Below are 26,018 nucleotides of genomic sequence, written 5' to 3' on the forward strand. Positions count from 1 at the left end.
TGGAGAGCTGGGATGAGCGTGAGGACACGAGTGGAGGAATTATGTCTGCAAATGTCGCCGATCTGCCTGCAAGAAAGCAAGCCTGCATTCGCCAGAGGCAACAAAATGAGGCCTAGATCTGCTGCAGCTTGTTACGCTCATTGGGCGTACGGCAGACAGGGCAGATGGTGACGTCGATTTTGCGTTTTGCCTCGCAGGCATAGGCAGTGCCGCAGATGCGGCACTGGATGGCAATGCGCCGCCGGTAGACCTCGCGCTTGCGGTCCCGCCAGAAACTGTGAAACCACAGCACACAGACCGTGGTGACCCCCACCGCCATAAAGAGAATGATCAAACCACCAAGCGGAATGGGAATCATGGCGTGGCGGCCACCTCCCAGCGAAACGAAATCTCCCCCCACTCGACACGCTTCACCTCGGAGGGGGCAAAGCGCAGCGCACGCACCGCGTCGTGCAACTGCTGCATGACTTCGGCATCATCGACTCTGCTGAGGGGCAGCGCGGTGACAATCTGGCCGGCAGCCCCGATGGCGACCCGAAACTGGACGCGGGTGGGCTGGGTGAGCTTGATAGGGCTGAGCACCACACTGGCCGGGCCGCGCTTTGCCAGCGCAGGACTCATGATGGCATGCAGCCTGGCTTCAGGTGGTGCGGCCACGGAATCCACGGCACGATGCGGCACCGGTGGCAGCACATCGGCAGACGCCGTGAAGAGACGCGGCTGCCTGATGGCGGGAGAGGGAGGGTCCAGCTCACGCAGCCTGATCTGATGCCCGGCAAAAGAAGGATGAAAGGCCATCTGCGGATTTGCCAGAACTGGCACCACGGGTTCGGCATCGCTCAAAAGTGCAAAGCTGCGGTCCTGCGCCCGGTGGATGAGGGCGAGCTCGGCCGGGTTGTTGGGATCAAGAGAGATGACATGCTGGGGCGTGACCGGCAGCCGATGTGCCACCGGATGGACGATGCGAAAGATGAAAAAGAAACCTGCCATGGCCGCCATCAGCAGCACCAAAGCGCCCACCAGACGCCACATGGAATAGTCACGCACGCCCCAGGCGAAGATGAGCCCAGACGCGGGTGGAGGCGGTTTGGTGGACATCGTCTTCCGGAGTGATTTACGCTTTGGGCGGCACGGTAGAATAGGCGACCTCGTAGCCGAGCTCGAGGGCGATGTTCCCGATCTCGATCACCCGGCCATGCTGCGCCTGCCTGGCAGCATGGATGATGGCCCGGCGCTCTCCCTCGCGGTGCGCCCTGAGCTTTTCGCGCAGGTCCTCCGTGGAGATGCGGACCCCGTCAAAATAGAGCGCGTTCTCCAACCCGGCAGGCACCGTGATGATGTGCGCGCGGTCAAAGCCCGTGAGCCGCGAGTTTGACTGCGGAGGCTCGACCTGGATGCCGGACTGCACCACAAAGTTGCTGGTGAGGAGGAAATACACCAGCAGAAGCAAAATCGTATTCAGCAGCGGCACCGTGTACAGCCAGGGGCTTTGCTTGGGCAGATGACTCTCGAGCTTCATGGTTGATACGGCGATGGGCGCAGTATCGGAGGCAAGGAATGGTTGGGCCAGCCGAAAATGCGCTGAGGGCGCTTATCCTTTCATGCCGCGCCCGCGCGACTTTGCCACCTGAGGGGAAGACTCCGCCGGACGGAATTCCACGATGTTGTCCGTGCTGTTGGCGTCTTCGATGAGATTGACGATTTCGATCCCCGCACGCTCAAGATCATGCATGAGGGAACGGGCCCGGGCACTGAGAAAGGCGAAGGAGAGGTAGGCGGGGATGGCCACCACGAGACCGAGAGCCGAGGTGATGAGGCTCTGATACACCCCACGGGCCACATCTGCATGAGTCGCTATGCCATTGGCCGAAGAGAGATTGGTAAAGCTGTCCAGCAGGCCGATCACAGTGCCGAGCAGGCCGATCAGGGGAGCTGCATGAGCGATGGCATTGAGAATGCCCAGGAAACGCTCCAGTCTCGGCACCTCGAGCTGCCCTGCCTCCTGCACGATTTCTTTGAGCTGCTCGCGCGGAGCGTGGTGGCGGAGCAGGGCGGCGTGGATGACCCTCCCGGCGGGGACGCGTGTGGCGACACATTCCTGAAGGGCTTCGGCGTAATTTTTGCGGCGGATGAGACTGGCCAGTCCAGCCAGGAATTCGCCGACATTCATGCTCGCCCGGTGAAAATAGGCCAGACGCTCGATAAAAATAGCTCCGGCGAAGCACAGGCACCCGATGAGGAGCCATACGAGCGGTCCGCCTTTGGAGATAAGATCTATCATGAGCCGGGAATCAGAGAGTAAAGTGTCAAGCTGGCGCTGCACGCCAGTTCGGGAGAGAACGTGTAGTACAGAGCATGTTTTATGCCGAGACTGATGTCTTGTAAACATTGGAAATAAACGGGATGAAGAAAGGCCGGTCAAGTGGGGAGAAGAGAAGAAATGCCTAGGGAGGGGCGAGGGCAGCATTTTAGCCGCCCGGTTTAGCCCCCTGCCCCATCCCCTGCATGGTGTAACATTCATACCACTTCCCATCACCTCCCAGCCTTGATTCCACCGCCCGGCCCCGCTCCAATGGCGGCATGAAACCTTTCGATCTCCAGGTCAATGGCTACGCCGGCACCGACTTCAACGGCGACAATCTCACCGCCGAATCCCTCCACCACGCCTGCGCAGCGCTGGAGGAGGACGGCTGCGACTCCATCCTGGCCACCTTTATCACCGACCACATCCCCACCCTGGAGCGCCGCATCAGCGCCCTGGTGGCGCTGCGGGAAAAGGACGAACTGGCCCGCCGCATGATCTCCGGCATCCATGTCGAGGGGCCGTTTATCAACCCCATCAAAGGCTACGTGGGCGCCCACCCGCCCGCCGCTGTGAAGCCAGCCAATGTGGATGATGCCAAGCGCCTGATGGACGCCTGCGGTGGCCTGGCCCGGCTGGTGACCCTGGCCCCAGAGCACGACGAGGGCAGCAAAACGACCGCCTTCCTGGCCTCCCATGGCGTCACCGTCTCCGCCGGGCACTGCGATCCCTCGCTGGATCAGCTCAATGCCGCCTGCGATGCCGGGCTGAGCATGTTTACCCATGTGGGGAATGGCTGCCCCATCCAGATGCACCGGCACGACAACATCATCCAGCGTGCTCTGAGCCTGCACGAGCGCCTGTGGCTTTGCTTCATCCCGGACGGTGTGCACATCCCCTTCTTTGTGCTGAAGAACTGGCTGGCCTGCGCCGGTCTGGAGCGCACCATCTTTGTCACCGACGCCATCTCCGCAGCCCGGCTCGGCCCCGGCCGCTACACCCTCGCCGGATGGGACATCCTCATCGGCGAAGACCTTGTGGCCCGCTCCCCCGACGGCACCCACTTTGTGGGCAGCACGGTCACAGTGCCGCGCATCAAAGCGAATGCGTATGAACAGCTCGGCATGACCGAGCGTGATCTGACGCGTGTGCTGGATGTGAATCCGAGGAAGGCGATTCGCGCCTAGCCTCCTCTCAAGCCACGCGCCCGCGTCTTGGACTGCGGTGGCAGAGATGCACGGTGCAAGCCTGCATCGCCGACACAGCTTTCGCGGGGTGCTGCGTTTTCTTCGTCCTCAACCTGCAGTATGAGGAATCATGTCACAGCATGTGCGATTGACGCGAATCTGAGACAAGCGACTGATGTTTCATCTCAGCTCATAAAAGCAATGACCCGTGATCAAAAAATCGCCTCAATTGCCACTCATCTCATCTGCCAGTCATCGATGGAGCGTGACCTTTGGCGTGCCACCACGATCGGTTCCCTGCCTCCTCATCCAGCCGTTCCGCTGAAACTCGATAAAGACGAGCTCCCGCTGGTGAGCGCATCTTTTCCGGGAGGTGACTGGTATGCATGGACGACGCGAAGACTTTTGTCGGTTTGTGATCAACAGCACTATGAAGCCGACTGTGAATCGATTGTCAGCGCAGAGTTCGGAATGCCTAAGGGACCGTCAGAGCTGATAAATGTCACCACGGGACCCATTCATAGTTTGATCGCCACATTTCATTCATCAAAGGGGCTTGCCGCACGAATTCGCTATGAAACGGGGTATGCTTCCATGGGGCCGATCCAATGCTTCAAATACTGGGAATTAAAACATCCCATTCTCGACAAGCTTATGACTCCCGACGAACTTGCCTACTATCGCAGGCAAAGAAATCAAGGTTGATACGGATGCCTGTTTGGTGACACATGTGAGGAGAACATGCCCTTCGAATGACATGAATCTCTTCCTCCGGCTAGAATCCCAGCGCGGACGCTACACCGTCGTCCGCTGGTTTTTTCCGCGCCTGCTTGCCGCCATCTACCTCATCGCCTTCATCTCCTGGGGCGTGCAGTATGACGGGCTCGTCGGAGAGAGCGGCATCCTGCCGGCGAAGAGGCTGATGGAAAACGTGCATGCGTATGAGGCGCGTGAGCATCAGACGCTGTTCTGGCAGATGCCCTCGGTGTTTCACTGGCATTACAACGATGCCTTCGCGCACGGCATTCTGACCAGCTGCTGCGTCTTGTGCGTGCTGGTGATGGCGGGCGTGGCGCAGGGGCCGCTGCTGGCGCTGCTGTGGTTTGGCTACCTGTCCTTTGCCACCACGGGAGACATCTTCATGGGCTATCAGTGGGACTCTTTGCTGCTGGAGGCCGGATTTCTTGCGCTGTTTCTCGCGCCGTGGCGATTGTGGGTGTGGCGCAGCACGGCGGAGCCTCCCCGGGGTTCCGTCTTCCTGCTGCACTGGCTGCTCTTCCGCCTCATGTTTCTCTCGGGTCTCGTCAAGATCGGCGGCGGTGACCTGCCGTGGCGGGACATGACCGCAATGCTCTACCACTACGAGACGCAGCCGCTGCCGAACGGCCTCTCGTGGTTCATTCATCATGCTCCGCGCTGGTTTCACGTGGCGGGCTGCTGGATCATGTATGGCATCGAGCTCGGCCTGCCCTTCGCCATTTTCCTTGGCCGCTGGGGCCGTCTGGTGGCGGCGCTGGGCTTCACCGGCCTCATGGTGGTGATCTTTGCCACGGGGAACTACAATTTCTTCAACCTGCTCACCGCAGCACTGGCGCTGACACTGCTGGATGACCGCTGGTGGCCGAAGCGCATGCGTGCCTGGCTGCGGATCAATGCCGAAGCCCAGCGTCCAGCCTTCAAGCACAGGAACCAGTGGCCAGCGCTCGCTGCTGTGCTGCCCGTGGTGCTGGTCACGCTGCTGGCGGCGGATTCGTTCATGGCAGGCCGCATCCGCGACTACAAGCCCCTGCTGCCCGCCATGCTGCACGAAAAGCTCGATGCTCCCGCCGCACGCACGCGCTCCTTCAATGCCTACGGTCTTTTCCAAGACATGACCGAGGAGCGCCCGGAGATTATTTTAGAAGTGAGCGATGACGGCGCCCTGTTTCTGCCGCTGGAGTTTAAATACAAACCCGGCGATCCCGCACACCGCCCGCCCTTCATCGCCCCGCACCAGCCGCGGCTGGACTGGCAGATGTGGTTTGCCGCCCTGTATCCGGGCTACGATCCGCAGCGCGATGCAAGTCCCGGCTCCCCCATGCACTGGTTTGGCCAGTTCTGCACCGCGCTGCTCCAGCACAAGCAGCCCGTGTGGGATCTGCTGGAGCCGCCCCCCTTCCCGGTGGAAAAGATCACCCACATCCGCGCCCGGCTGTACCGCTACCACTTCACCCAGCCCGAGGTGCGCAGAGCCTCCGGCGACTGGTGGGAGCGCGAGCAGGTGGGCAGCTTCAGCGGCACGATGTCCTTGAAGGCAAGGGAGCGGTGAAAATCCATTTAGAGCCAGCCCAAGCAGGTTCAGAGAACAGGAAAATGCTCCTCGGCATGGCTTCAGGTCCCTGCCCCCCGGCATTCTGTGCGCATGATTCTACATTCTTCTTGCGTCTGCTCCAGACTGCGGCACTATCGCGACCCCTCGTTCGATTTCGAATCAGGGAAACAACCTTCGGGGCGTAGCTCAGCCTGGTAGAGCGCTTGCTTTGGGAGCAAGAAGTCGTGAGTTCGAATCTCGCCGCCCCGACCATCTGAAATTTCAAATCTCAGATTTCCACTCCGCAGCATGTCCGCCCTCTACGCCACCACCCTGAATACTTTCAAGGAAATGGGGTGGCTCTACCGCGAAATACCCGAGCATTCTGTCATCGAGGCCGATTTTGAAGCTCACCACGCCAAAATCCCGCTGCATGTGCAGGTCTTCGGCGACACGCATATCATCTCCGTGGTTTCCAGCGCCACGCTGCAGGTGCCGGCTTCCCACCGCCTGCCTGTGTGCGAGCTGCTGATGCGTACGAACAAGGATCTGAATCTCGGCAATTTCGAACTCGAGTGGGAGAGCGGCCAGGTGATGTTTCGAACCACCAATGTCTTTCCGCCGAACCGTCACGATGCGCGCATCATTGCCAGCCTGGTGCATTCAGCCGTGGCAGAGATGGACCGCCTCACTCCGTTTCTCGGAGAGATCATTCATACCCCCAAGGGAGAACTGCTGCTGCTGAAGGTGGCAGATCTGATGAAACGTGAAGATTTGCTCCCGCCGGTGCCTGACGCCAGCTGATTGGACGTGACACGGGCTGCCCGCCTGTGCTTTGGTGGCCTGCAAGAAGCCCACCCAATGTCCGCCCGCTATACACTCCAGCAGCATCCGGCTTTCAGCGCACCGCTGTCCAAGGAGGACCTGTACACACTCGTGGCCCGTGGCTCGCTGGCCCGTGGAGAGATGTGCCTCGATGAGGACACCGGCCAGATGCACACCGTGGGTGAGCTGGTAAGCGGCATGCGCCCCCCCACTGCCAGCCGTGGTCAGGCCCGGATCGCGCGCCCGATGTATCGTGAGATCGGCCCGGACACGGAACTGCCTGAAGAGCCTGAGCCTGAGCCTGAGCCTGAAGAAGATGAGGAGGAGGGGGAGGAGACGCTGGAAACAGCAGCGTCAGAGGAGGCCATGGATGATCAATTTGACTACTCTACCAGTGGCGAAGCCATCCTGCACCATGCGCACCCCTCATGGCTGGGCTACACCAAGGCGTTGATCCTCTGCCTGCTGCTGGTGATCGCCGCATGCCTGCTGTTTGTGATCCAGGCTGAATATGCTGTCGTCGCCCTGCTGTGTGCATCATCCACACTCATCGCCGTCGGGATCGCACGTTATTCGCATGACTACATCGTCACCCGGGAACGGGTGGAACTCATCTGGGGGATCATCGGGCGCAGTTCCAAAGAGGCACGCATCTGCGACATCCGCAGCATCGACGTCTATGAATCTGGTGTGAAGGGCCTCCTGGGACTCGGCACGATCGACTTTTCCACGGCCGCGAATGCAGGCATCGAAGTGCAGTTCAAGGACCTGCGCCGCGCCCACGAGGTGAAGGACCTGGTGCGCAAGCTCCAGCGTGGCGTGGACCCAACGAATGACTGATAACAAAGCGGTGGGGCATGAGGCAGAAATGACGAATGAGTAAATCCGAATGACGAATGAAGCCCATAGCCCGAATGCCAAACCTCGCGGCACTGCATGCCGCATGAGGGGCAGCATTCTGCATTCGATCTTTGTCATTCTTTCGTCATTCGGATTTCTTCAGTCGTCATTCGCCGCAGGCGCACTGACCCGCGCCATCGACATCCGCACGCTGCCCTACGAGCGCAGCCTGGAAAAGCTGCCCGTCGATCTCACCGCCACGATCGGCTTTGTGGAAAGCGGCGGCACCGCCTTTGTGCAGGACGACACCGCAGGTACGCACCTGCACTTCAAGCCCGCGCGCAATGACCTGAAGGTGGGTGATCGCGTGCGCATCCGAGGCCTCACCACTGCCGGGCTGTACTTTCCCGGCGTGGATGTGACGAGCCTGGAAATCCTGGGACATGGGGCTCCGCCTGCCGCCGCCCCCGCCAGCTACGACGACCTGGCCACCGGCCGCTACCACTACCAGCGAGTGATCGTGGAGGGCCTGGGCCGCACCCTGACTCCGCTGGATGAAAACCGTTCCCTGCTACGCCTGGCCATCGGCAGCCGTGTGCTGGAGGTGCGCATCGATGCGCCGCTGGAGACCGCGCCAGCTCTCATCGACGCGCGCCTGCGCATCACCGCCCTGGCCGCAGGCGGCATCAATGACCGCCGCCAGCTTGTGTTTCCCTACATCCGTGTCACCGACTGGAATGATGTGGCGATCACCCAGCCCGCGCCGCCGCTCGCGGAGCTGCCTGTCACCTCAGTCGTCACCCTGCTGCAGTTTGGTGCTGCGGACGAGCCCCACCACCGCGCGCGTGTGCTCGGCACCGTGCTGGCCGCCTTCCCCGATGGCCGCGTCTTTTTGCGCGATGCCACGCCGCCGCCACCGCCCCGCGAGCAGCCCAAGGACGCAGCTCCTCTGCCGCAGCAGTCTCCCTCCATCGCCATCCGCCTCACCACGCCAGCCAGTCTCAGCGTAGGGCAAAAAGCCGAGATTATCGGCTTCCCCATCATGGCCGGATTCAGCGCCTCCCTGGCAGATGCGCAGGTGATCAGCAGCGGTGAAACGAGCGACCTGCCCGCGGCTGCAGCGGCCGTTTCTCTGAAAGAGTTTCTGGATGGCAGCCACGATGCCGACCTCATTCGCCTCACTGCGCCTGCCGTGCTCAATGACTTCTTCCGCACGGTAGATGGCTACGAACTGCGCCTCACCTCCGGCGGCACGCCGCTGCGCGCCTTTCTGCTGCAGTCCGCGGCGCCGGAGCTGGAGATCGACACTGTGGTGGGGCTCACGGGCGTCTGCCTGGTAGAGTCGTCCAAAGATCGGGGCTTTCGCTCGCAGGCCGAGCGTGCCTCGCTGCTGCTGCGCTCGGCGGAAGACATCGCTATCATCAGCACCGCTCCCTTCTGGACCACCGGCCGTCTCGTCATCGCCATCAGCATTCTCGCTGGTGTCGTCCTCCTGGCCATCGTCTGGATCGCGGCCCTGCGCCGTCAGATCAGCGCACTGAGCAGCCGCATCGTGCAGCAGGCCACGCAGGATGAGCGCCAGCGCATCGCGCGTGAATTCCACGACACCCTGGAGCAGGAGCTCGCGGGCCTGTCCCTGCGGCTGGACGCCGCAACCACGCGCCCGCTGGAGGACAAGGCGCGAACCCTCATCGAGACCAGCCGGAGCCTCGTCTCCCGAATTCAAAGCGAAGCGCGCAATCTCGTTGCTGATCTGCGCGATACCGAGCAGCTGCACGACCTACCCGCTGCGCTGCGCGAAATCCAGAGCCGCATGCCGCCGAATGCTCCCGCATTGCGGCTCGATCTCCATCCCCTTCCCGCCATCCCGGGCGCTGTCTCCCACCACCTGCGCATGATGGCGCAGGAGGCCATCACCAATGTGCTCAAGCACGCGCAGGCCACCGAGATCACGCTGCACCTCTCGGCTTCCGCCGATCTGCTCACGCTCCGAATCTCCGACAACGGCCGCGGCCTCGCCTCAGACACCGCCACGACCGGCCAGCCCGGCCACTTTGGCTGCATGGGCATCCGCGAGCGTGCGCGAAAAATCGGTGCCGAAGTGGCCTGGAAAAGCGAAGAAGGAAAAGGAACGGTGGTCACGGTGTCCCTTCCGCTGCTTCATTCGTCATTCTGAATTCGTCATCTGCCCGCTCCCCCCATGATCTCCCTCCTCCTCATCGACGACCACTTCGTTGTCCGCAGCGGCCTCGTGGCCTCGCTGGAGCTTGAGGACGATCTCAAAGTGGTGGGAGAGACAGACCGTGGCGAGGAGGCCTCCGCGCTCTTTGCCAAGAAGCGGCCGGACGTCGTGCTCATGGATTTGCAGCTCCCCGGCATCGGCGGCATCGAGGCCACAGCCGCGCTGCTGCGGGACCACGCCCACGCGCGCGTCCTGGTCTTTTCCACCTTTGCCCGCGACGATGAAATCCAGGCTGCTCTGAAGGCCGGCGCGCTGGGCTACCTGCAAAAATCCTCCTCCCGCGAGGCCCTGCTCTCCGCCATCCGCACCGTGGCCAGAGGAGAGCGCAGCCTGCCGCCGGACATCGCCCAGCGTCTCAAAGACCGCCTCGCCGAACCCGAGATCACCCCCCGCGAGCGCGAGATCCTCGCCCTCGTCACCCAGGGCCGCGCGAACAAGGAAATCGCCGCCATCCTCGGCATCGGCGAAGACACGGTGAAGCAGCACGTCAGCCGCATCTTGATGAAGCTGAAGGTGAACGACCGCGCGCAGGCCACAGCGGAGGCGATCCGGCGCGGGCTGGTGCGGGTGTGAACTCCCCCAAGGCCCGCCTCGCCGCCCCCACCCTCACGAAAGTGGGGTGCCCGAAATGCTGAAAGCAGCGGTGATCCGGCGTTGGTAGAGCCATGACGCGCTACGTTCCTGCCCTATTCCTGCTCTCCGCCCTCGCCGCCTCCGCCCAGAATGACAGCGGCGGCAACGACACTACGGACAAACCGCTCGCCACGCCCGTCATGCAGTGGCGTTTTGACAACTCCAAGGAGCCCGGCCCGCGCTCCCCGAGCTACCCCGGCTTTTCCAAGGACAATACCGCCCAGCGTTTTGATGGCGACGGCAAGAAAACCGCCATCACGATCAAGGATACCGAGGCCCTGCGCTTTGGCCTCAATGAAACGATCACCCTCGAAGCCTGGGTCAAGTCCGCCGGACAGAACGGCACGCCATACATCATCGGCAAAGGCCGCCTCGGCACCAAGGAGTTTGGCAGCGAGAATCAAAACTACGCCCTGCGCCTGCAGAACACCAAGGGCGGCGCGCAGATCGGCTTCCTCTTCCGCAGCGCCAATGTGCCCGACAAAAAAGGCGACTGGCACCGCTGGTGGTCCAAGGACACCCTGCCCTCCTCCGGCTGGCACCACATCGCCGTCACCTACACCTACGGCAAGCCCAAGAGCATCAAAGGCTACATCGACGGCCGCGAGACCGACGGGGTCTGGGACATGGGTGGTGCCACGGACCGCGCCCCGGTGACCGATGGCGATGCCCTCGTGATCGGCAGCGGCTCGACACTCGCGTCCTCGCACACGCTCAATGGCTGGCTCGATGACGTGGCCATCTATCGCGGGCCCATCGATGTCACCGCGCTGAAGGCGAAGTATCAGTTTGTGCCGCCGCCACCACCCGTGGCAAAAAAGGAAGTGCCGGCAGGCCGTGTGCTGGTGCAACTGGCAGAAGAAGGCATGCCCGATGCCAATGCCTGGCCCGCCGAGGCTCCCAAGGTGGGAGAAACCTACACGGAGGATGTGTTTGGCTTCCTCGATGTACCGCAGAAGTACGTGGACACGGGTGTGCGCGGAGAGCGCCACGTGCCCTTTTTGCTGCGCGCCGCTGCCAGCATCACCTTTCCCAAAGGCAAGCACCGCCTGCTGCTGCGCGCCCGTGGCGCCACGAACCTCTATGTCGATAACAAGATCGTCCTGAACACCCCCTTCCCGCCAAATGACAGCGACGGCCATCATCTGGTAGCCGACCAGCAGGAATATCTCGACCTCGGCCCCGACTTCCGCTTTGCGCCTCCCGGCAACCGCGAATCGTGGTGCGAATTTGAAGGTACCGGCAAGCCCCAGTTCATCGTGCTGGAGACGCTGGTGGGCAGCTACGTGGGCAAAAGCATCCGCCGCCCGGAGCTGGGCGAAACTGTGGTGGCCTGGAGCCCGCAGGGAAGCCAGAGCTGGAAGCTCGTCACGCCCGGCAAGCGCACTGTGCCCTACACCGATGCCGGCTGGACTGCCTACGAGCAGGAGCGCAACGCGCACTACGCCGAGGTGAATGCCAAGAAGCGCGCCGAGCTGCGTGCGCTCTCCGCCCCCTACTGGGCCACACGCCGCAAGGCCGCAGAAGAATGGCTGGCGAAAAACCCGGTGGGCAAAGGCAGCATCGATGAATTCATTGCCGCCAAGATCGCCACCGTGAAGTCCCAGGACTCCCACAAAGGCAGCATCGACTACTTCAAGGACATCCAGCCCATCCTCGAAGCCAAGTGCACCGAGTGCCATCGCGGCGCCAAGGCCAAAGGCGGCCTGCATCTTGACTCGCTGGCAGACGCCATCAAAGGCGGCAAATCCGACGGCGCGGCTGTCGATCCCGGCAAGCCCGACCACAGCTCCATCATCGCCCGCATCACCTCCACGGATGAAGACGAGATCATGCCGCCCAAGGGCAAGCCTTTGACCAAGGACGAGATCGCCCTGCTCACCACCTGGATCAAGGAAGGCGCGCACTGGCCGGAGATCCGTGCCGACCACCTCACGCTCACGCCGCTCACAGACGATCTCAGCTTCCTGCGCCGCGTGTACATCGACACCATCGGCGTGCCTCCTTCGCTGCAGGAAATCGCTGCTTTCCAGAAGAACCCGGACCGCAAGGCCTTGATCGACCAGCTGCTGAAAGACCCGCGCTGGGCGGATAACTGGATGGGCTACTGGCAGGATGTGCTGGCGGAAAATCCGAACATCCTCAACCCCACGCTGAACAACACCGGCCCCTTCCGCTGGTGGCTCTATGAGTCCCTTCAGGACAACAAGCCCATGGACTTCTTCGTCACCGAGCTGCTGCGCATGCGCGGCAGCGAGCGCCTTGGTGGCCCCGCCGGATTTGGCACCGCCTCGCAGAATGACGTGCCCATGGCGGCGAAGGGCACCATCGTCAGCACCGCCTTCCTCGGCGTGGAGATGAAGTGCGCACGCTGCCACGACTCGCCCACCGGCAAATCCTTGCAGCAGGATCTCTTTGAACTCGCAGCGATGCTGGGGACGAAGGAAATCGAAGTACCCAAGACCAGCAGCGTGCCGATGGACAAGATCCACGCCGGCGGCCGCAAGCCGCTCATCCAAGTGACGTTGGTGCCCGGCACCAAAGTGCAACCTAAGTGGCCTTTTGCCGAGTTCTGCGACGAGGCTGCGGCCAAGCTCGCGGAAGATCCCAAGGACAGCCGCGATGTGCTCGCCGCCATGATCACCGCGCCGCAGAACGAACGCTTTGCGCAGGTCATCGCCAACCGCGTGTGGGCCCGCTTCATGGGCCGTGGCATCGTGGAGCCCATCGAAGACTGGGAGAAGGGCAAGCCCTCGCATCCTGAGCTGCTGAAGTGGCTGGGCCGCCAGCTTGTCAGCGGTGGCTATGACGTGAAGCACCTCGCCCGCCTCATCCTCAACAGCGAGGCCTACCAACGCGCCACCGATCCCACGCTCAAGCAGACCAGCCCGCTCTTCACCAGCCCAGCACCGCGCAGGCTGCAGGCAGAGCAGATCGTGGACTCCCTCTTTGCCGCCACCGGCAAGCCCTTCCACACCGAGGAAGTCTGCCTCGACATCGACAACACCCGCGATCTCAAGAACGCCATCCACATGGGCAAGCCGCACCATAGCTGGATGCTCACCAGCACCAGCAACGAGCGCGATCGCCCAAGTCTCGCCCTGCCCCGCATCCAGGCGGTGACGGATGTGCTCAGCGCCTTCGGCTGGCGTGGCTCCCGCCAGGACCCTGTGAGCAAGCGCGATGCCGACCCCAACGTGCTGCAGCCCGCCATCCTCAGCAACGGCACCGTGGGCGTGTGGCTCACCCGGCTGAGCGATGACCACGGCATCACCGCCCTGGCCCTGCAGCAGCAGCCGCTCGACCAGTTCATCGACCAGCTCTTCCTCAGGCTGCTCACCCGCCACCCCACCGCCGAAGAACGTGAGCTCTACACCAAGCACCTCTCCGCAGGCTACGAGTCACGCATTCAAAATCCAGCCACTGCCAGCAAGGCTCCCGCCTCCAACCGCACCCGCGAAAAATACGTGAGCTGGTCCAACCACCTCGACGGCGAAGCCACCACCGTCCGCATGGCCCAGGAAGCCGCCGCCCGCGCCGGAGATCCTCCCACCAACAAGCTGAACGCCGAATGGCGCGGCCGCATGGAAGACGTGCTGTGGGCCCTGCTGAACGCGCCCGAGTGGGAGTTTAGCCCTTGAGCATCATCACCAAGACTGCTCACGCCAAGCACCCCACGAAAGTGAGGTGCTGCTAAAAGTGAAAACAACCTCCGTTCAACGTTTATAGCTCAAGATCATGAAACGCCGCTCCTTCCTCACCTCCGCCGCTGCCATGGGCGCAGCCCCGTTGTTTGCCAACAACACCCCGGTGCACACACCCAAGGGCAAGGCGGAGCACTGCATCTTCATCTGGCTGGGCGGCGGCATGGCGCAGATCGATACGTTTGACCCCAAGAAGCTCGGCAACAACACGGACAAGACCAAGATCGCAGGCTCTCTCTACAAGGCCATCGACACCTCCGTCCCCGGGGTGCAGCTCACGGAGCATCTGAGCAAGACCGCCAAGGTCATGGAGCACGTGACGGTGATGCGCACGGTGAACCACCACGTGATCGACGAGCACGCCTTTGCCACCAACATCGTCCACACCGGGCGCATGATCTCCGGCAATGTGGTCTATCCCAGCGTGGGCTCCATCATCGCGCATGAGCGTGGCGCCGCTGGTGAGGGCATGCCGCCCTACATCCTGATCGGCTACCCGAATGTGAGCCGTGGCCCCGGCTTCCTCGGCGCCAAGGCAGGCTACGTTTATCTGACTGACACCAACACCGGCCCCGCAGGCTTCACGCGCCCGGACTTTGTCGATGAAAAGCGTGCTCTCACCCGTGAGCAACTCCTGGCCCCGCTGATGTCACGCGCGCCCAAAGAGTCGAGCATCTCCGACTACAAGGCCGCGCAGGAGCAGGCGCTCGGCCTTTCCGGCCCGAAGTTCATGCGCCACTTCAATCTCAAGGAGGAGCCCGCCTCCCTGCGAAATGAATATGGCGGCGAGTTCGGCCAGCGCTGCCTGCTCTCCCGCCGCCTGGTGCAGGCGGGCGTGCGTTTCATCGAGGTGTCCCACAATCTCAACTTCATGAACGGCACCGGCTGGGACATTCACAACGAGGGCTACAAAAACCAGCATCTCCTCATCCAGGAGCTGGACACCGCCCTCGCCGCGCTCATCCGCGACCTGAAGAACCACAAGCTGCTCGACAAGACGCTCATCGTCGTCGGCACGGAATTTGGCCGCCCGCCTGAGTTTGACGGACGCGGCGGACGCGGCCATCAGGGCACCACTTTCTCCATGGTGCTGGCCGGTGGCGGCCTGAACCATTGCGGAGCTTATGGCGTGACCGACGAGCTCTCCAAGAAGCCCGTCGAGAACCCCGTGCCGCTCGTCGATTTCCACGCCACCATCCATGCCGCGATGGGCATCGATCCCAGCAAGGAACTGATGGACGGCACGCGCCCTGTGCCGATCACAGATGGCGGGAAGCCAGTGGCGGCGCTGTTTGGCTGAGGATTGCCAGAAGACATTGCCTTCGACAGGCAGAGATAAAAGACTTGGCCAAACTGTGCGTACTCTTCGCACATGAAATCCACACTGTTTCTCTGCCTCCTCGTACTCAGCAGCGCTCTCGCCGAGGAGGACGGCTTTGTCCCCATGTTCAATGGCAAAGACCTCAGCGGCTGGGTCAATGCCAACTGCGCCCCTGAGACGTGGAGCATCAAGGACGGTGTGGTGAGCTGCACTGGCACACCTACCGGGGCCATGCGCACGGAGAAGCAGTATGAGAATTTCATTCTGGAATGCGAGTGGCGGCACCTCAGCAGCGGAGGAAACTCCGGGGTCTTCATCTGGGGCAGCCCCATCTCCGCGCCGGGCGTGCCCTTCCTGCGTGGCATCGAGGTGCAGGTGCTGGACCACGGCTACATGAAGCATGCGGACCCAAAGAAACCGCGCTGGTTCACCACGCATGGCGATGTCTTCCCCATCCATGGAGCCACCATGGAGCCGCATGGCGACCACAGCGGGCAGCGCAGCTTTCCCAGCGAGGAGCGCAGCAAGCCCTCGCCCGAATGGAACCACTACCGCATCACCGGCAACAACGGCACCCTCACCCTCGCCGTGAACGGCAAGGTGGTGAGCGGCGGTGACAAGTGCTTCTGGCGCAAAGGCTACCTGGCTCTGGAATCTGAAGGCGCGCCGGTGGAATTTCGCAATGTGCGCATCAAGGAGCTGCCCAGCACTGGAGCCACCGCCGCAGACTCCGCGCCAATGGACCAGGGATGGAAGCATCTCTACAACGGCCTGGACCTGCGTGGCTGGAAAGTGCCAGCCGGTGCTGAGGCACGCTGGAAGGCAGCAAACTGGAATCTCAAGCTCAGCGCCGCAAACGGGCAGACAGCCTCTACGCTCTGGAGCGAAAGCCAGATCACCGACGGCGAATACATCGCCGACTTCCAGCTCCCAAAAGACGCCGATCTCTCACGTGCCTGCACCGGTTTCTGCGTGCGTGGTCAGGCAGCGCCCGCTGTGCTCATCGGCAGCGGCACAGCCCCCATCGTCTTCGGCGCAGACAAAGTGAAGCCAGGCAAATGGTACCGCGTGCGACTGACGCTCAGCGGCAACAAGGCCAGCGCCACACTGACCGAACCTCAGGATGCCAATCCACAGGTGGTGGAAGGCACGCTGGAAGGCGCTGCGAAAGGGCCGGTGGGAGTGGCGGATTTTGGTAGCGCCGTGACCTTCGCGAATTTCTTTGTGCGGGAGTAAACCGAAGTGTGACGGACACTTTTATCCATCGAACGGCGAGAGATGACAGCGACTGAGGAATGAGCGTACTGGCAGCGGCTGCGCGCAGCGGAGCTTTGACGCTACGCACATGCGATGCGGTGATGAATCTCTGAGGCTGGGGGGTGTTTGAGGGAGCGCTGATCGACGGGCAGCAACTGTGTTACGACGCAAGTGTGAAGTTGGGTTGGGTGAGGAGTTTGTTGAGCACGCAGAGGATTTTGCGCATGAGAGCTGTGATGGCGACCTTCGCAGGTTTGCCGCGTTGACGTAGACGTTTGTAGTGTTCTTTGAGGATGGGGTTGTGGCTCAGGGAGCAGATGGCCGTCATGTAGAGCACGCGCCTGACTCTCCAGCGACCACCCTGGATGTGGCGCTGGCCCTTCATCGGACCGCTGTCATAGGGATGCGGTGCAAGGCCTGCCAGAGCGCAGATGCGAGCGTCGCTGTGCAGGCCGAGTTCCGGCATCAAGGCCAGCAAGGTGGCGCTGGTGACCGTGCCGACCCCGGGCAGCTGCTGCATGCGCTGAGACCGCTCCCGCAGTTCCGCTGAGTTCACCAGGACGGCCATGTTCTTTTCCAGTGCCTTGATCTGCTGCTCCATGAAGTCCATGAGCTGCCTGGCCTGAGTTTTGAGCGCATCATTTTGCAGCTGCTGGTGCTGGACCTGCTGGGTGGCATGCACGGCGACAAGCTGTTCGCGGCGGCTGACAAGGCTTTGCAGCTCCAGCATCTGTTCCGAAGGCAGCACGTCAGGCTGCGGTGAGAGCCCCTGGCCAAAGAGAACCAGCAGCTGCGCATCCAATGCGTCAGTCTTGGCCAGGCGACCATTGGCCCGTGCGTAGTGGCGCACCTTGGCGGGATTGACACGGCTGACTTTCACGGCGGCTTTGAGCAGAGTGATCCACAGCGCATGCTCGCAGGCACCGCTGGCCTCTACGATGACGTGGGCGTTGGCAGGGAGGCTGTGCAGCAGCCGCTGGTGGCCTGCTGGAGTGTTAGGCACCTGCTTGAGCCGGGATAGTCCGGCGAGATCGAGATGCTTGGCGCTGACATCAACGCCGACGTAGACAACGGACGGGGGATGGACATCATTCATGACGATGGATGGGATGGATGGTTATGAGGACTCTTCCTTGCCAATGCGAGCTTCTCCACGGGACCAAGGTCAAGCGGAGGCTCTTTCAACTGTTCGAGTTACCGTCTGTTCTGGCGTCCCGGGTGCTTTGCTGTCCGACGGCCTCCAAGGGCCTTGAGTGCCCGCAGGCTCCCCGGAACGCTCTGCGGCAGGTTGGTGTAAAGGGCCAGCCTGCCGCAGCATCCAGACTGCGGCCAGCTTAGCCGCAATCACGATTGCAGAACAACCCCATCATACAAGGAGTGCCCATCGTACTTTTTCACATCCCCAGCATCTTCACCAAAAACGCCCACTCGTCCGCAGTCCTCTCGATGGTCTTGCTCAGCGCCGTGCCTGCTCCATGCCCCGCGCTGGTTTCGATGCGGATGAGGACTGGAGGACCGTCCTTGGCCTGGCATTCCTGCAGGCGAGAGCCGAATTTGAAGCTGTGTGCGGGGACGACACGGTCATCGTGGTCGCTGGTGAGCACGAGCGTGGCGGGGTAACGGGCACCGGATTTCAGATTGTGATAAGGCGAGTATTTGAGCAGGGCATTGAACTCCGCCTTGTTTTCCACGCTGCCGTAGTCGCTCTTCCAGGCCCAGCCGATGGTGAATTTCTCAAAGCGCAGCATGTCGAGCACGCCCACGGCAGGCAGGGCCGCGGCGTAGAGATCGGGACGCTGCGTCATGCAGGCGCCGACGAGCAGGCCGCCATTGCTGCCGCCCTGAATGGCGAGCTTTGAGCTGCTGGTGTATTTGTGCGTGATGAGCCATTCCGCTGCAGCGATGAAGTCATCAAACACGTTCTGCTTGCCCAGTTTGACACCCGCCTGATGCCATGCGCGCCCATACTCGCCACCGCCGCGCAGGTTGGGCATGGCAAAGACGCCGCCCATCTCCAGCCAGACCGCCCGCGAAACGGAGAAGCCGGGCGTCAGATTGATGTTAAAGCCGCCGTAGCCATAGAGCAGCGTGGGGTTGGTGCCGTCGAGCTTCAGCCCTTTTTTGTGCACGATGAACATGGGCACGCGCGTGCCGTCCTTGCTGTGGTAAAAGACCTGCTGCGTCTCGTAGGCGGCGCCGTCAAAGTCCACCTTGGGCTTGCGCCAGAGAGAGCTTTCACCGGTTTTCAGGTCCATGCGGTAGATGGCCCCGGGCTCGGTGAATCCGGTGAAGGTGTAGAAGGTCTCGGTATCGTGCCGATGGCCGCCGAAGCCACCTGCACTGCCGATGCCGGGCAGCTTGACCTCACGGACGAGCTTGCCGTCGAGATCGAAGCATTTCACTTCGGTTTTCGCATCGCGCAGGTATTCGCAGAACATGTAACCGCCAGCGGTGCTGACGCCTTCCAGCAGCACCTTTGGCACCTCAGGCACCACGATGCGCCAGTTGTCACGCTGCGGCTTGCGCACATCGACGGCGATCACCTGATAGCACGGCGCATTCAGATCTGTGCGGAAATAGAAGACAGGTCCGTCGTTGTCGATGAACTCATAGCGTGCGTCGTTGTCATTGAGCAGCTCCACCACCGGGCCGCCTGCGATCTTCTGGTAAAAGACGCGGTTCTTGGGCTCCGTACCCAGCCACACCTGGATGACGAGATACTCACCGTCTTCTGTCACGCCGCCACCAAAGCCCCACTTTGGCTGGTCTTTGCGCTCATAGATGAGCACGTCTTCGCTCTGCGGTTTTCCCAGTGGGTGGAAGCAGAGCTTGTGATATTCGTTTTTGGCCGTCAGTGCCGCGCCGGGCTTGGGCTCGTCGTAGCGGGAGTAGTAGAAGCCGCTGCCGTCTTTGCGCCAGGACACGCCGCTGAACTTGACCCAGCGCACCACATCTTCGAGATCCTGCCCGGTGGCGATGTCGCGCACACGGATGGTGTTCCAGTCGCTTCCGGCTTCGGACACGCCATAGGCCATCCATTTGCCGTCCTCGCTGGGTGAGTAGTCGGAGAGCGAGGTGGTGCCATCTTTTGACATGGCATTGGGGTCCAGCAGCACCTTTGCCTCTCCTCCCAGAGACTCCGCCGTCATGAGCACCGCCTGATTTTGCAGGCCGGAATTGTAGGTGTAGAACCAGCGCCCGCCTTGCTCAAAGGGCCGGCCCACGCGTTCGTAATTCCACAGCTTTTGCAGCCGCGTCTTGATCTCCTCACGGCGTGGCAGCTTTTCCAGATACGCAAAGGTCACCGCATTCTGCGCCTTCACCCACGCCTTGGTCTCCTCCGAGTTGTCATCCTCCAGCCAGCGGTAGGGATCGGAAATCGTCACGCCATGCAACGTGTCTTTGACGTCCTGCTTGCGTGTCTGGGGGTAGGTCGGAGCTTCAGCGGCGAGAGAGGCGGTGGTCATCATGAACAGAAATGCGGCGCGCATGTCTCACCGTGCCTGCCATTTTCCACTTTGCAATCCATGCAGCCTCCGCCACGCTCGTTTCATACACCGAATTTCACCCTCCGCGTCTCATGATCACTCCAGACCAATACGAAAAGCTCGGCACCTTTTACCTCGGCCGTGAATACGATCTCAAGGCGAAGAAAGTTCAGGACAACCTCGTGCTCTATGACTCCAAAGACCTCGTGACGCACGGCGTCGTCCTCGGAATGACGGGCAGCGGCAAGACGGGGCTGTGCCTCGCGCTGCTGGAAGAGGCGGCGATGGATGGCGTGCCGGTCATCGCGATCGATCCGAAGGGGGACATCGGCAATGCGCTGCTCACCTTCCCCAATCTCACGCCACAGGAGTTTCGCCCGTGGATCAATGAGGACGAGGCACGACGCAAAGGCCAGTCTCCGGACGAATACGCCGCTGCTCAGTCCGCACTGTGGCAGAAGGGCCTGGGTGAGTGGGGCCAGAGCGCCGAGCGCATACAGAAACTGCGAGCCACGGTGGACATGGCCATCTACACCCCTGGCAGCAATGCCGGGCTGCCCGTCTCCATCCTCAGCTCCCTGAACTGCCCACCTGCCGAAGTGATGGATGATGGCGAGGCGCTGGGCGACCGCATCGAGAGCACTGTGTCCTCTCTGCTAGGCCTCATCGGAGTGGAGGCTGATCCGGTACAGTCGCCTGAGCATATCCTGCTGAGCAACATAGTCTCCACCTGCTGGAAGAAAGGACAGAATCTCTCACTGGAAAATCTGGTGCGCCAGATCCAGCAGCCGCCGCTGCGGAAGATCGGTGTGGTCGATCTCGAGAGCTTTTTCCCCGAGGCCAAGCGCACCGCCCTGGCCATGAAGCTGAACAATCTGCTGGCCTCCCCCGGATTCAGCACCTGGCTGGAGGGCGAGCCCCTCGACATCCAGCGCATGTACTACACGCCCGAGGGCAAGCCACGCATCACCATCTTCTGCATCGCCCATCTGAGCGACACGGAGCGCATGTTCTTTGTCTCGCTGCTGATGAACCAGCTCCTGGGCTGGATGCGTGCTCAGCAGGGCACCACCTCACTGCGGTCCATATTCTACATGGACGAGATCTACGGCTACCTGCCGCCCACGGCGATGCCTCCCTCAAAAAAGCCGCTGATGATTCTGCTGAAGCAGGCACGCGCCTTTGGCCTCGGCATCCTGCTGGCCACGCAAAACCCAGCCGATCTCGACTACAAGGCGCTGGCGAACATCGGCACCTGGTGGCTGGGAAGGCTGCAAACCGAACGCGACAAAATGCGCGTGCTCGAAGGCCTGGAAGGCGCCGCCAACACCGCAGGCGGCAAGTTTGACCGTCAGGAAATGGAGCAGACACTCGCAGGTCTGGGCAACCGTGTCTTCCTCATGAACAACGTGCACGAGGATCATCCCGTGGTGTTCACGGTGCGCTGGCTGATGAGCTACCTGAGCGGCCCGCTTTCACGTCCGCAGATCAAGGCTCTCATGGAGCCCATCCGCCCGAAAGCCGGAGCCGCTCCCGCCGCCGAGGATGACGGCTTTGCGCCGCCAGGAGCGAGCAGCTCCGCTGCCGCCAACCGCAACACGCTGCGCCCAAAGCTGCCGGACGGTGCAACCGAACTCTTCCAGCCATGCGACGAAGAAGGCGAGCGCCTCACCTATGTGCCGGCTATCGTGCGCAGTGCGACGGTGGTGTTTGACGATGCGAAGCGGAAGATCAGCGGGCGCAGCGTCATCACGCTCGTCAACGAGATCGACACTGAGAAGCAGAAGGTGCTGTGGGACAAGTTTGTGGATGTGCCGAAGGACGACGACCTTTCCAAGTACGACACGGAGCCAAAAGAAAACGCCGCCTATGCAGATCTGCCGGGACCTGCGCTGAAAACGACAACCTACACCAGCATCAAGAAAGACTTCGCCGACTGGGTGTTTGCGAATCACAGCCTGGAGGTTTTCTTTTCACCGCTGCTGGAGGTGTACTCCAATCCCGGAGAGAAGCAGGATGAGTTCAAGGTACGCATCACACAGACGACCCGCGAACAGCGTGACGCCGCCATCGAAGAACTGCGCACGAAAACGGCGAAGACAATGAAGTCGCTGCAGGACAAGGCCGAGAAAGCAGCCAGCAAGGTGGATGTGCAACAGGCGCAGGCCAGCAGCGCGAAGCTGAGCACGGCGGTGCAGATCGGCGGAAGCATCCTCGGAGCGATCTTCGGCCGCAAGACCAGCATGGTCAAAGCCAGCACCGTCAGCAGCGCCTCACGTGCCTGGAAAGAAGGTCAGGACGTGAAAGCCGCCGAGCGTGAGCTGGAGTCCATCAAGGCCGACATGGCCGCGCTGGAAAAACAGATCGCCGATGACACGCAGAAGATCCGCGATCAGTATGATCCCGCCACACTTGCGTTTGAGATCTTCAAGCTCACCCCGGTGAAGAAAAACATCCAGGTGACGGCGACGGGGATTTTGTGGCTGGCGAAGTAGGACGTGAAACGGGCTGGCAGCCAGTCTCACGTATCAATAAACATCTCTCCGATACCGCTTCGCATCCTTCATGGCCTGCACGTATGCGATGGCTTCCTCGGGTGATTTGCCGCCTTCCTTTTCGATGATGGTGTGCAGAGCCTTGTCCACATCGAGGGCCATGCGTGAGGCGTCTCCGCAGACGTAGAAGATGGCGCCTTGTTCCAGCCAGGACCAGAATTCGGCGCTGTTTTCCAGCATCTTGTGCTGCACGTAGACCTTCTCTGCCTGATCGCGGCTCCAGGCGGTGCTAAGCTTGGTCAGCGTGCCATCGGCGAGATAAGCCTCAAACTCCTCCTTGTAGAAGAAGCAGGACTTGGAGCTGACTTCGCCAAAGAAGAGCCAGGCTTTGCCCTGAGCGCTGGTGGCCTTGCGTTCTTCGAGGAAGGCGCGGAAGGGGGCGATGCCGGTGCCGGGGCCGCACATGATGATGGGCGTCTGCTCCTGCGGCTCAGGGAGACGGAAGCCTTTGCCGTGATTCACAAAGCAGGGGATGAGCGTCTCTTTTGGCGTCACGCGTTCAGCAAGGAAAGTGGAGCATACACCGCCGCGTGCGCGATTGTAGCTGGTGTAGCGCACGGTAGCCACGGTGAGGTGCACTTCATCAGGATGCGCCTTCTGGCTGCTGCTGATGGAGTAGAGGCGGATGTTCAGCTTCTTCTGAGTGAGCATGAACTCCTCGGGCGTAAATTTCGCGGTGGGATTCTCGAGGAGCAGATCGATGACAAAGCGGCCCCAGAGATAGTTTTTGAGCTCTTCTTTTTTCTCAGGCAGACTCAGCTCGGCCAGAGGGGTGTTGCCGCCAGTCTTTTCCACGATGGCCTTGATGAGCTTGTTATCGATCTCGGTGATCAGCGCGCCTTCGATCAATGCCTGACGGATCGGGACTTCGGTGGCGGTTTTGGGATGCTTCACGATTTCCGTGCCCGAGAAACCGAGCGCGGCGAGTGTGTCGTCCACAAGCGCCGGGTCATTCGTAGGCTGCACGGCTAGCGAGTCACCAGGTGTGTACTCGAGCCCCGAGCCGGCGAGGTCGATCTCATAGTGCGCGGTGTGCTTGGGCGCATCCGGTCCGGAGAGGTTGAACATGCGCTTCACCTTGGCGATGCAGGGGTTCTTGACGTTGTAAACGGGCTTTCCGGCTTCGGTTGTGCTCATGCGCAGAGCCTAGAAAGGCGACGAGCCATTGTCAAACCGGCCCTCCTCACACCGGAAGTATCAGCATGGCTTTTGCTCCACAGGTTCCCTCCCGGTTTGTCAGCTCCACGCTGCCACGGTGGAGCTGAGCCACCTCCTTCACAAAGCATAGCCCCAGGCCGGTGCTCTTCTTGCCGCTGTCCGGACGCGGCAGTGAATAAAAGCGCTCAAACACGCGTTCGCGTGCATAGTCAGGAATGCCCGGCCCGCAGTCCTCGATCTCAAGCACGATCTTGGAGTCAGAGTGATATCCACGTGCGATGATCGAGCTGCTCCTAGGCGCGAAGTCGATGGCATTTTGCAGCAGATTGCCCACGGCCATCTCCAGCAGCCAGGGGTCTCCCTGAATGATGAGGCCCTCAGCCATGTCGCGCTGCAGACACACGTCCCTGCCCTGCGCAATGAGCGCCAGATGATCCCAGGTGCGGTCAAAGACCGTGGCCAGATTCACAGCCTCAGTTGTCTCCAGCTTCTTCTGTTTTTCGAGTGCGGCCAGATGCAGCAGGCGCTCCAGCAGGTCACGCAGGCGGGCGGCCTCGGTGCGGATGTTTTGCAGAAAGCGCGCGCGCTTGGGCTCCGGCACATCCCCTTGTAAAATCTCCCCTGCGCCGAGGATGGCGGCGACGGGGCTTTTCAGCTCATGCGTGAGGCTTTGCACGTAGTGCTCCACGTACTCGCGCCCCTCCAGGGCATCGCGCATGTCCTCCAGAGCACGGGCCAGCGTCTTCATCTGATGTCCGGGCATGCGTGGCGGTGTGGAGCGCTCGCCACGGCTCACGGCAAGTGCGTGCTGGGTGAGGACCTCCAGCGGCCGTGTGGCCCAGCGTGCCGCGAGGTAGATGCCGAGCAGCATGAGCAGCACCGTAGTGATGATTGACCACTTGAGCCAGCGCTCCGTCTCCCAGACAAAAGCCAAAACTCCACGCTGAGGCTTGGCAACACTGAGCATGCCGACAGTCCTGCCCTGGTAGCGTATGGGAGCACCGACATACATTACGATGGAAAGCGGGTCGTATTCGCTGGTGCGGGAGGAACGCGCACCGTACTGCCCCATGAGGGTGAGGTTCACATCGCGGTGATTGGCGGTCGTGCCCGGTTTTTCGATGCCAGCAGAGTCAAAGAGCACCCGCCCCTGCGCATCGGTGACGTAGACCTGCATATCCACGCGAGTCTTGCTGAGATTGTAGATCTGAGCCTTGAGCTGACGCTGCTGGGCGGCACGCACCGCACGCTCAACCGCCTGCGTTTTGAGGACGCCGCCTTCAGCCTCTGCACCGATGACTTCTGCGAGGATGTTTGCCACGTCGACCATCGGCTCCTCGATGGCTTCAAAATACTGCCGTTCGACGCGACGGATGAGCTGGGAAAAAAGCACAAACAGGCCCACAACGGACACCACGGCAAAGCCCAGCAAGAAGCGTGCGGTGAGGCTCATGCGTCAGGCCAGGTTTCCAGCAGGGAGTAGCCCATGCCACGATGGGTCACGATGGGGTCCAGCCCCGTGCGCACGCCGCGCATGCGGGCGCGCAGCGTCTTCACATGGGTGTCCACCGTGCGCTCCATGGAGGCGTCCGGCTCTTCGGAGGCGTGGTCCATGAGCTGCTCGCGACTGAAGACACGCCCCGGATGTGCGGCAAAGGCCCTGAGCATGCGGAACTCATAGCGCGAGAGATTCAGCGCTGTGCCGTAGTAGATGGCCTGGCAGCGCACGTCATCGATCACCAACGGCACCGCCGTATCCGGCCGCAGTGCTGGCAGCGGCACGGCGGATACACGGCGCAAGATGGCGCGCACACGGGCCACCAGCTCGCGTGGGCTGAAGGGCTTGACCACATAGTCATCGCCGCCGATCTCCAGGCCCACCACGCGATCCACCTCGCTGGAGCGTGCGGTGAGAAAGAGCACCGGCAGCGAATGCGAGCGGCGCACCGCCTTGCACACCTCAAAGCCGGTCATGTCAGGCAGGCCCACATCGAGGATGATGAGGCTGAAGTCCTGGGCCTTCACCTGCTCCAGAGCCGACTGGCCCGTGGCGGCGGTGCTCACGGCAAAGCCGTCGGCTTCGAGCGCATAAACGACGTTTTCGCAGATAGACGGCTCGTCTTCGACAATGAGGATTTTGGCGGGCATTTCGGCTGAGGTGGATTGTTGAACTGCTGAGGCAGTGCTGACAAGACGGTTATTTAGAATCTCAGTGG

The 26,018-nt window shown here is 61.7% G+C and carries 20 protein-coding genes and 1 tRNA gene; 12 read left to right on the forward strand and 9 right to left on the reverse strand.

The window, feature by feature from the left end:
• Positions 1-112: 112 nt before the first annotated feature.
• From ACZ5WW_RS07215 to ACZ5WW_RS07230, 4 genes are all read right to left on the reverse strand, one after another.
• Entirely contained in the window at positions 113-358 is a 246-nt protein-coding gene (locus ACZ5WW_RS07215) for a hypothetical protein (RefSeq protein ID WP_377170572.1), read from the reverse strand.
• Entirely contained in the window at positions 355-1,098 is a 744-nt protein-coding gene (locus tag ACZ5WW_RS07220) for a hypothetical protein (RefSeq protein WP_377170570.1), read from the reverse strand. The genes ACZ5WW_RS07215 and ACZ5WW_RS07220 overlap by 4 nt, the downstream gene beginning before the upstream one ends.
• 16 nt (positions 1,099-1,114) lie before the next feature.
• Positions 1,115-1,519 (reverse strand): ExbD/TolR family protein, encoded by a 405-nt coding sequence (locus ACZ5WW_RS07225; protein ID WP_377170568.1) that lies wholly within the window; start codon positions 1,517-1,519, stop codon positions 1,115-1,117.
• A gap of 72 nt (positions 1,520-1,591) precedes the next feature.
• Positions 1,592-2,281: a MotA/TolQ/ExbB proton channel family protein gene (locus tag ACZ5WW_RS07230; protein ID WP_377170566.1), complete on the reverse strand. Its 690-nt coding sequence runs from the start codon at positions 2,279-2,281 to the stop codon at positions 1,592-1,594.
• A 299-nt stretch (positions 2,282-2,580) separates the two neighbouring features.
• On the opposite strand from ACZ5WW_RS07230, the gene ACZ5WW_RS07235 reads away from it, so the two are divergent.
• The 11 genes from ACZ5WW_RS07235 (at position 2,581) to ACZ5WW_RS07285 (ending at position 16,580) form a co-directional block, all read left to right on the forward strand.
• On the forward strand, positions 2,581-3,489 hold the full coding sequence (locus tag ACZ5WW_RS07235) for an N-acetylglucosamine-6-phosphate deacetylase (protein ID WP_377170564.1): 909 nt from the start codon (positions 2,581-2,583) through the stop codon (positions 3,487-3,489).
• A 201-nt stretch (positions 3,490-3,690) separates the two neighbouring features.
• Complete coding sequence (locus ACZ5WW_RS07240) at positions 3,691-4,194, forward strand: hypothetical protein (protein WP_377170562.1); 504 nt, start codon at positions 3,691-3,693, stop codon at positions 4,192-4,194.
• A gap of 52 nt (positions 4,195-4,246) precedes the next feature.
• Positions 4,247-5,797, forward strand: a complete 1,551-nt coding sequence (locus ACZ5WW_RS07245) for a lipase maturation factor family protein (protein WP_377170560.1) — start codon at positions 4,247-4,249, stop codon at positions 5,795-5,797.
• Positions 5,798-5,975: 178 nt separating this feature from the next.
• A tRNA-Pro gene (locus ACZ5WW_RS07250) sits at positions 5,976-6,052 on the forward strand.
• Positions 6,053-6,088: 36 nt separating this feature from the next.
• Positions 6,089-6,583, forward strand: a complete 495-nt coding sequence (locus tag ACZ5WW_RS07255) for a YbjN domain-containing protein (protein WP_377170557.1) — start codon at positions 6,089-6,091, stop codon at positions 6,581-6,583.
• Between the two features lie 57 nt (positions 6,584-6,640).
• Positions 6,641-7,444, forward strand: a complete 804-nt coding sequence (locus ACZ5WW_RS07260) for a PH domain-containing protein (RefSeq protein ID WP_377170555.1) — start codon at positions 6,641-6,643, stop codon at positions 7,442-7,444.
• Positions 7,445-7,547: 103 nt separating this feature from the next.
• Positions 7,548-9,620, forward strand: coding sequence for a sensor histidine kinase (locus ACZ5WW_RS07265; RefSeq protein ID WP_464694224.1), 2,073 nt, complete (start codon positions 7,548-7,550; stop codon positions 9,618-9,620).
• Positions 9,621-9,644: 24 nt separating this feature from the next.
• Complete coding sequence (locus ACZ5WW_RS07270) at positions 9,645-10,259, forward strand: response regulator (RefSeq protein WP_377170539.1); 615 nt, start codon at positions 9,645-9,647, stop codon at positions 10,257-10,259.
• 92 nt (positions 10,260-10,351) lie between these two features.
• On the forward strand, positions 10,352-13,960 hold the full coding sequence (locus tag ACZ5WW_RS07275; RefSeq protein ID WP_377170537.1) for a DUF1553 domain-containing protein: 3,609 nt from the start codon (positions 10,352-10,354) through the stop codon (positions 13,958-13,960).
• Between the two features lie 97 nt (positions 13,961-14,057).
• Complete coding sequence (locus ACZ5WW_RS07280; RefSeq protein ID WP_377170535.1) at positions 14,058-15,323, forward strand: DUF1501 domain-containing protein; 1,266 nt, start codon at positions 14,058-14,060, stop codon at positions 15,321-15,323.
• A 72-nt stretch (positions 15,324-15,395) separates the two neighbouring features.
• Positions 15,396-16,580: a 3-keto-disaccharide hydrolase gene (locus ACZ5WW_RS07285; protein WP_377170533.1), complete on the forward strand. Its 1,185-nt coding sequence runs from the start codon at positions 15,396-15,398 to the stop codon at positions 16,578-16,580.
• Positions 16,581-16,761: 181 nt separating this feature from the next.
• On the opposite strand, the gene ACZ5WW_RS07290 is transcribed toward ACZ5WW_RS07285, so the two are convergent.
• Both ACZ5WW_RS07290 and ACZ5WW_RS07295 read right to left on the reverse strand, forming a co-directional pair.
• A complete protein-coding gene (locus tag ACZ5WW_RS07290; RefSeq protein ID WP_377172271.1) occupies positions 16,762-17,697 on the reverse strand; it encodes an IS110 family RNA-guided transposase in 936 nt (311 codons plus the stop codon).
• A gap of 298 nt (positions 17,698-17,995) precedes the next feature.
• Positions 17,996-20,092: a prolyl oligopeptidase family serine peptidase gene (locus ACZ5WW_RS07295; RefSeq protein WP_464694225.1), complete on the reverse strand. Its 2,097-nt coding sequence runs from the start codon at positions 20,090-20,092 to the stop codon at positions 17,996-17,998.
• 89 nt (positions 20,093-20,181) lie between these two features.
• Between ACZ5WW_RS07295 and ACZ5WW_RS07300 the strand changes: the two genes are divergently transcribed.
• Positions 20,182-22,584, forward strand: coding sequence for an ATP-binding protein (locus ACZ5WW_RS07300; RefSeq protein WP_377172151.1), 2,403 nt, complete (start codon positions 20,182-20,184; stop codon positions 22,582-22,584).
• Positions 22,585-22,617: 33 nt separating this feature from the next.
• Here ACZ5WW_RS07300 and ACZ5WW_RS07305 read toward each other — a convergent pair whose 3' ends face one another.
• The 3 genes from ACZ5WW_RS07305 to creB are packed head-to-tail and all read right to left on the reverse strand — an operon-like array spanning position 22,618 to position 25,950.
• On the reverse strand, positions 22,618-23,781 hold the full coding sequence (locus tag ACZ5WW_RS07305; RefSeq protein ID WP_377172149.1) for a diflavin oxidoreductase: 1,164 nt from the start codon (positions 23,779-23,781) through the stop codon (positions 22,618-22,620).
• 46 nt (positions 23,782-23,827) lie between these two features.
• Positions 23,828-25,255 carry a two-component system sensor histidine kinase CreC gene (gene creC / locus ACZ5WW_RS07310; RefSeq protein ID WP_377172147.1) on the reverse strand — a complete coding sequence of 476 codons (1,428 nt, stop codon included), beginning with the start codon at positions 25,253-25,255 and terminating at the stop codon, positions 23,828-23,830.
• Complete coding sequence (gene creB, locus ACZ5WW_RS07315; protein ID WP_377172145.1) at positions 25,252-25,950, reverse strand: two-component system response regulator CreB; 699 nt, start codon at positions 25,948-25,950, stop codon at positions 25,252-25,254. The genes creC and creB overlap by 4 nt, the downstream gene beginning before the upstream one ends.
• Positions 25,951-26,018 lie beyond the last annotated feature (68 nt).

The organism is Prosthecobacter fluviatilis (genome assembly GCF_055388355.1).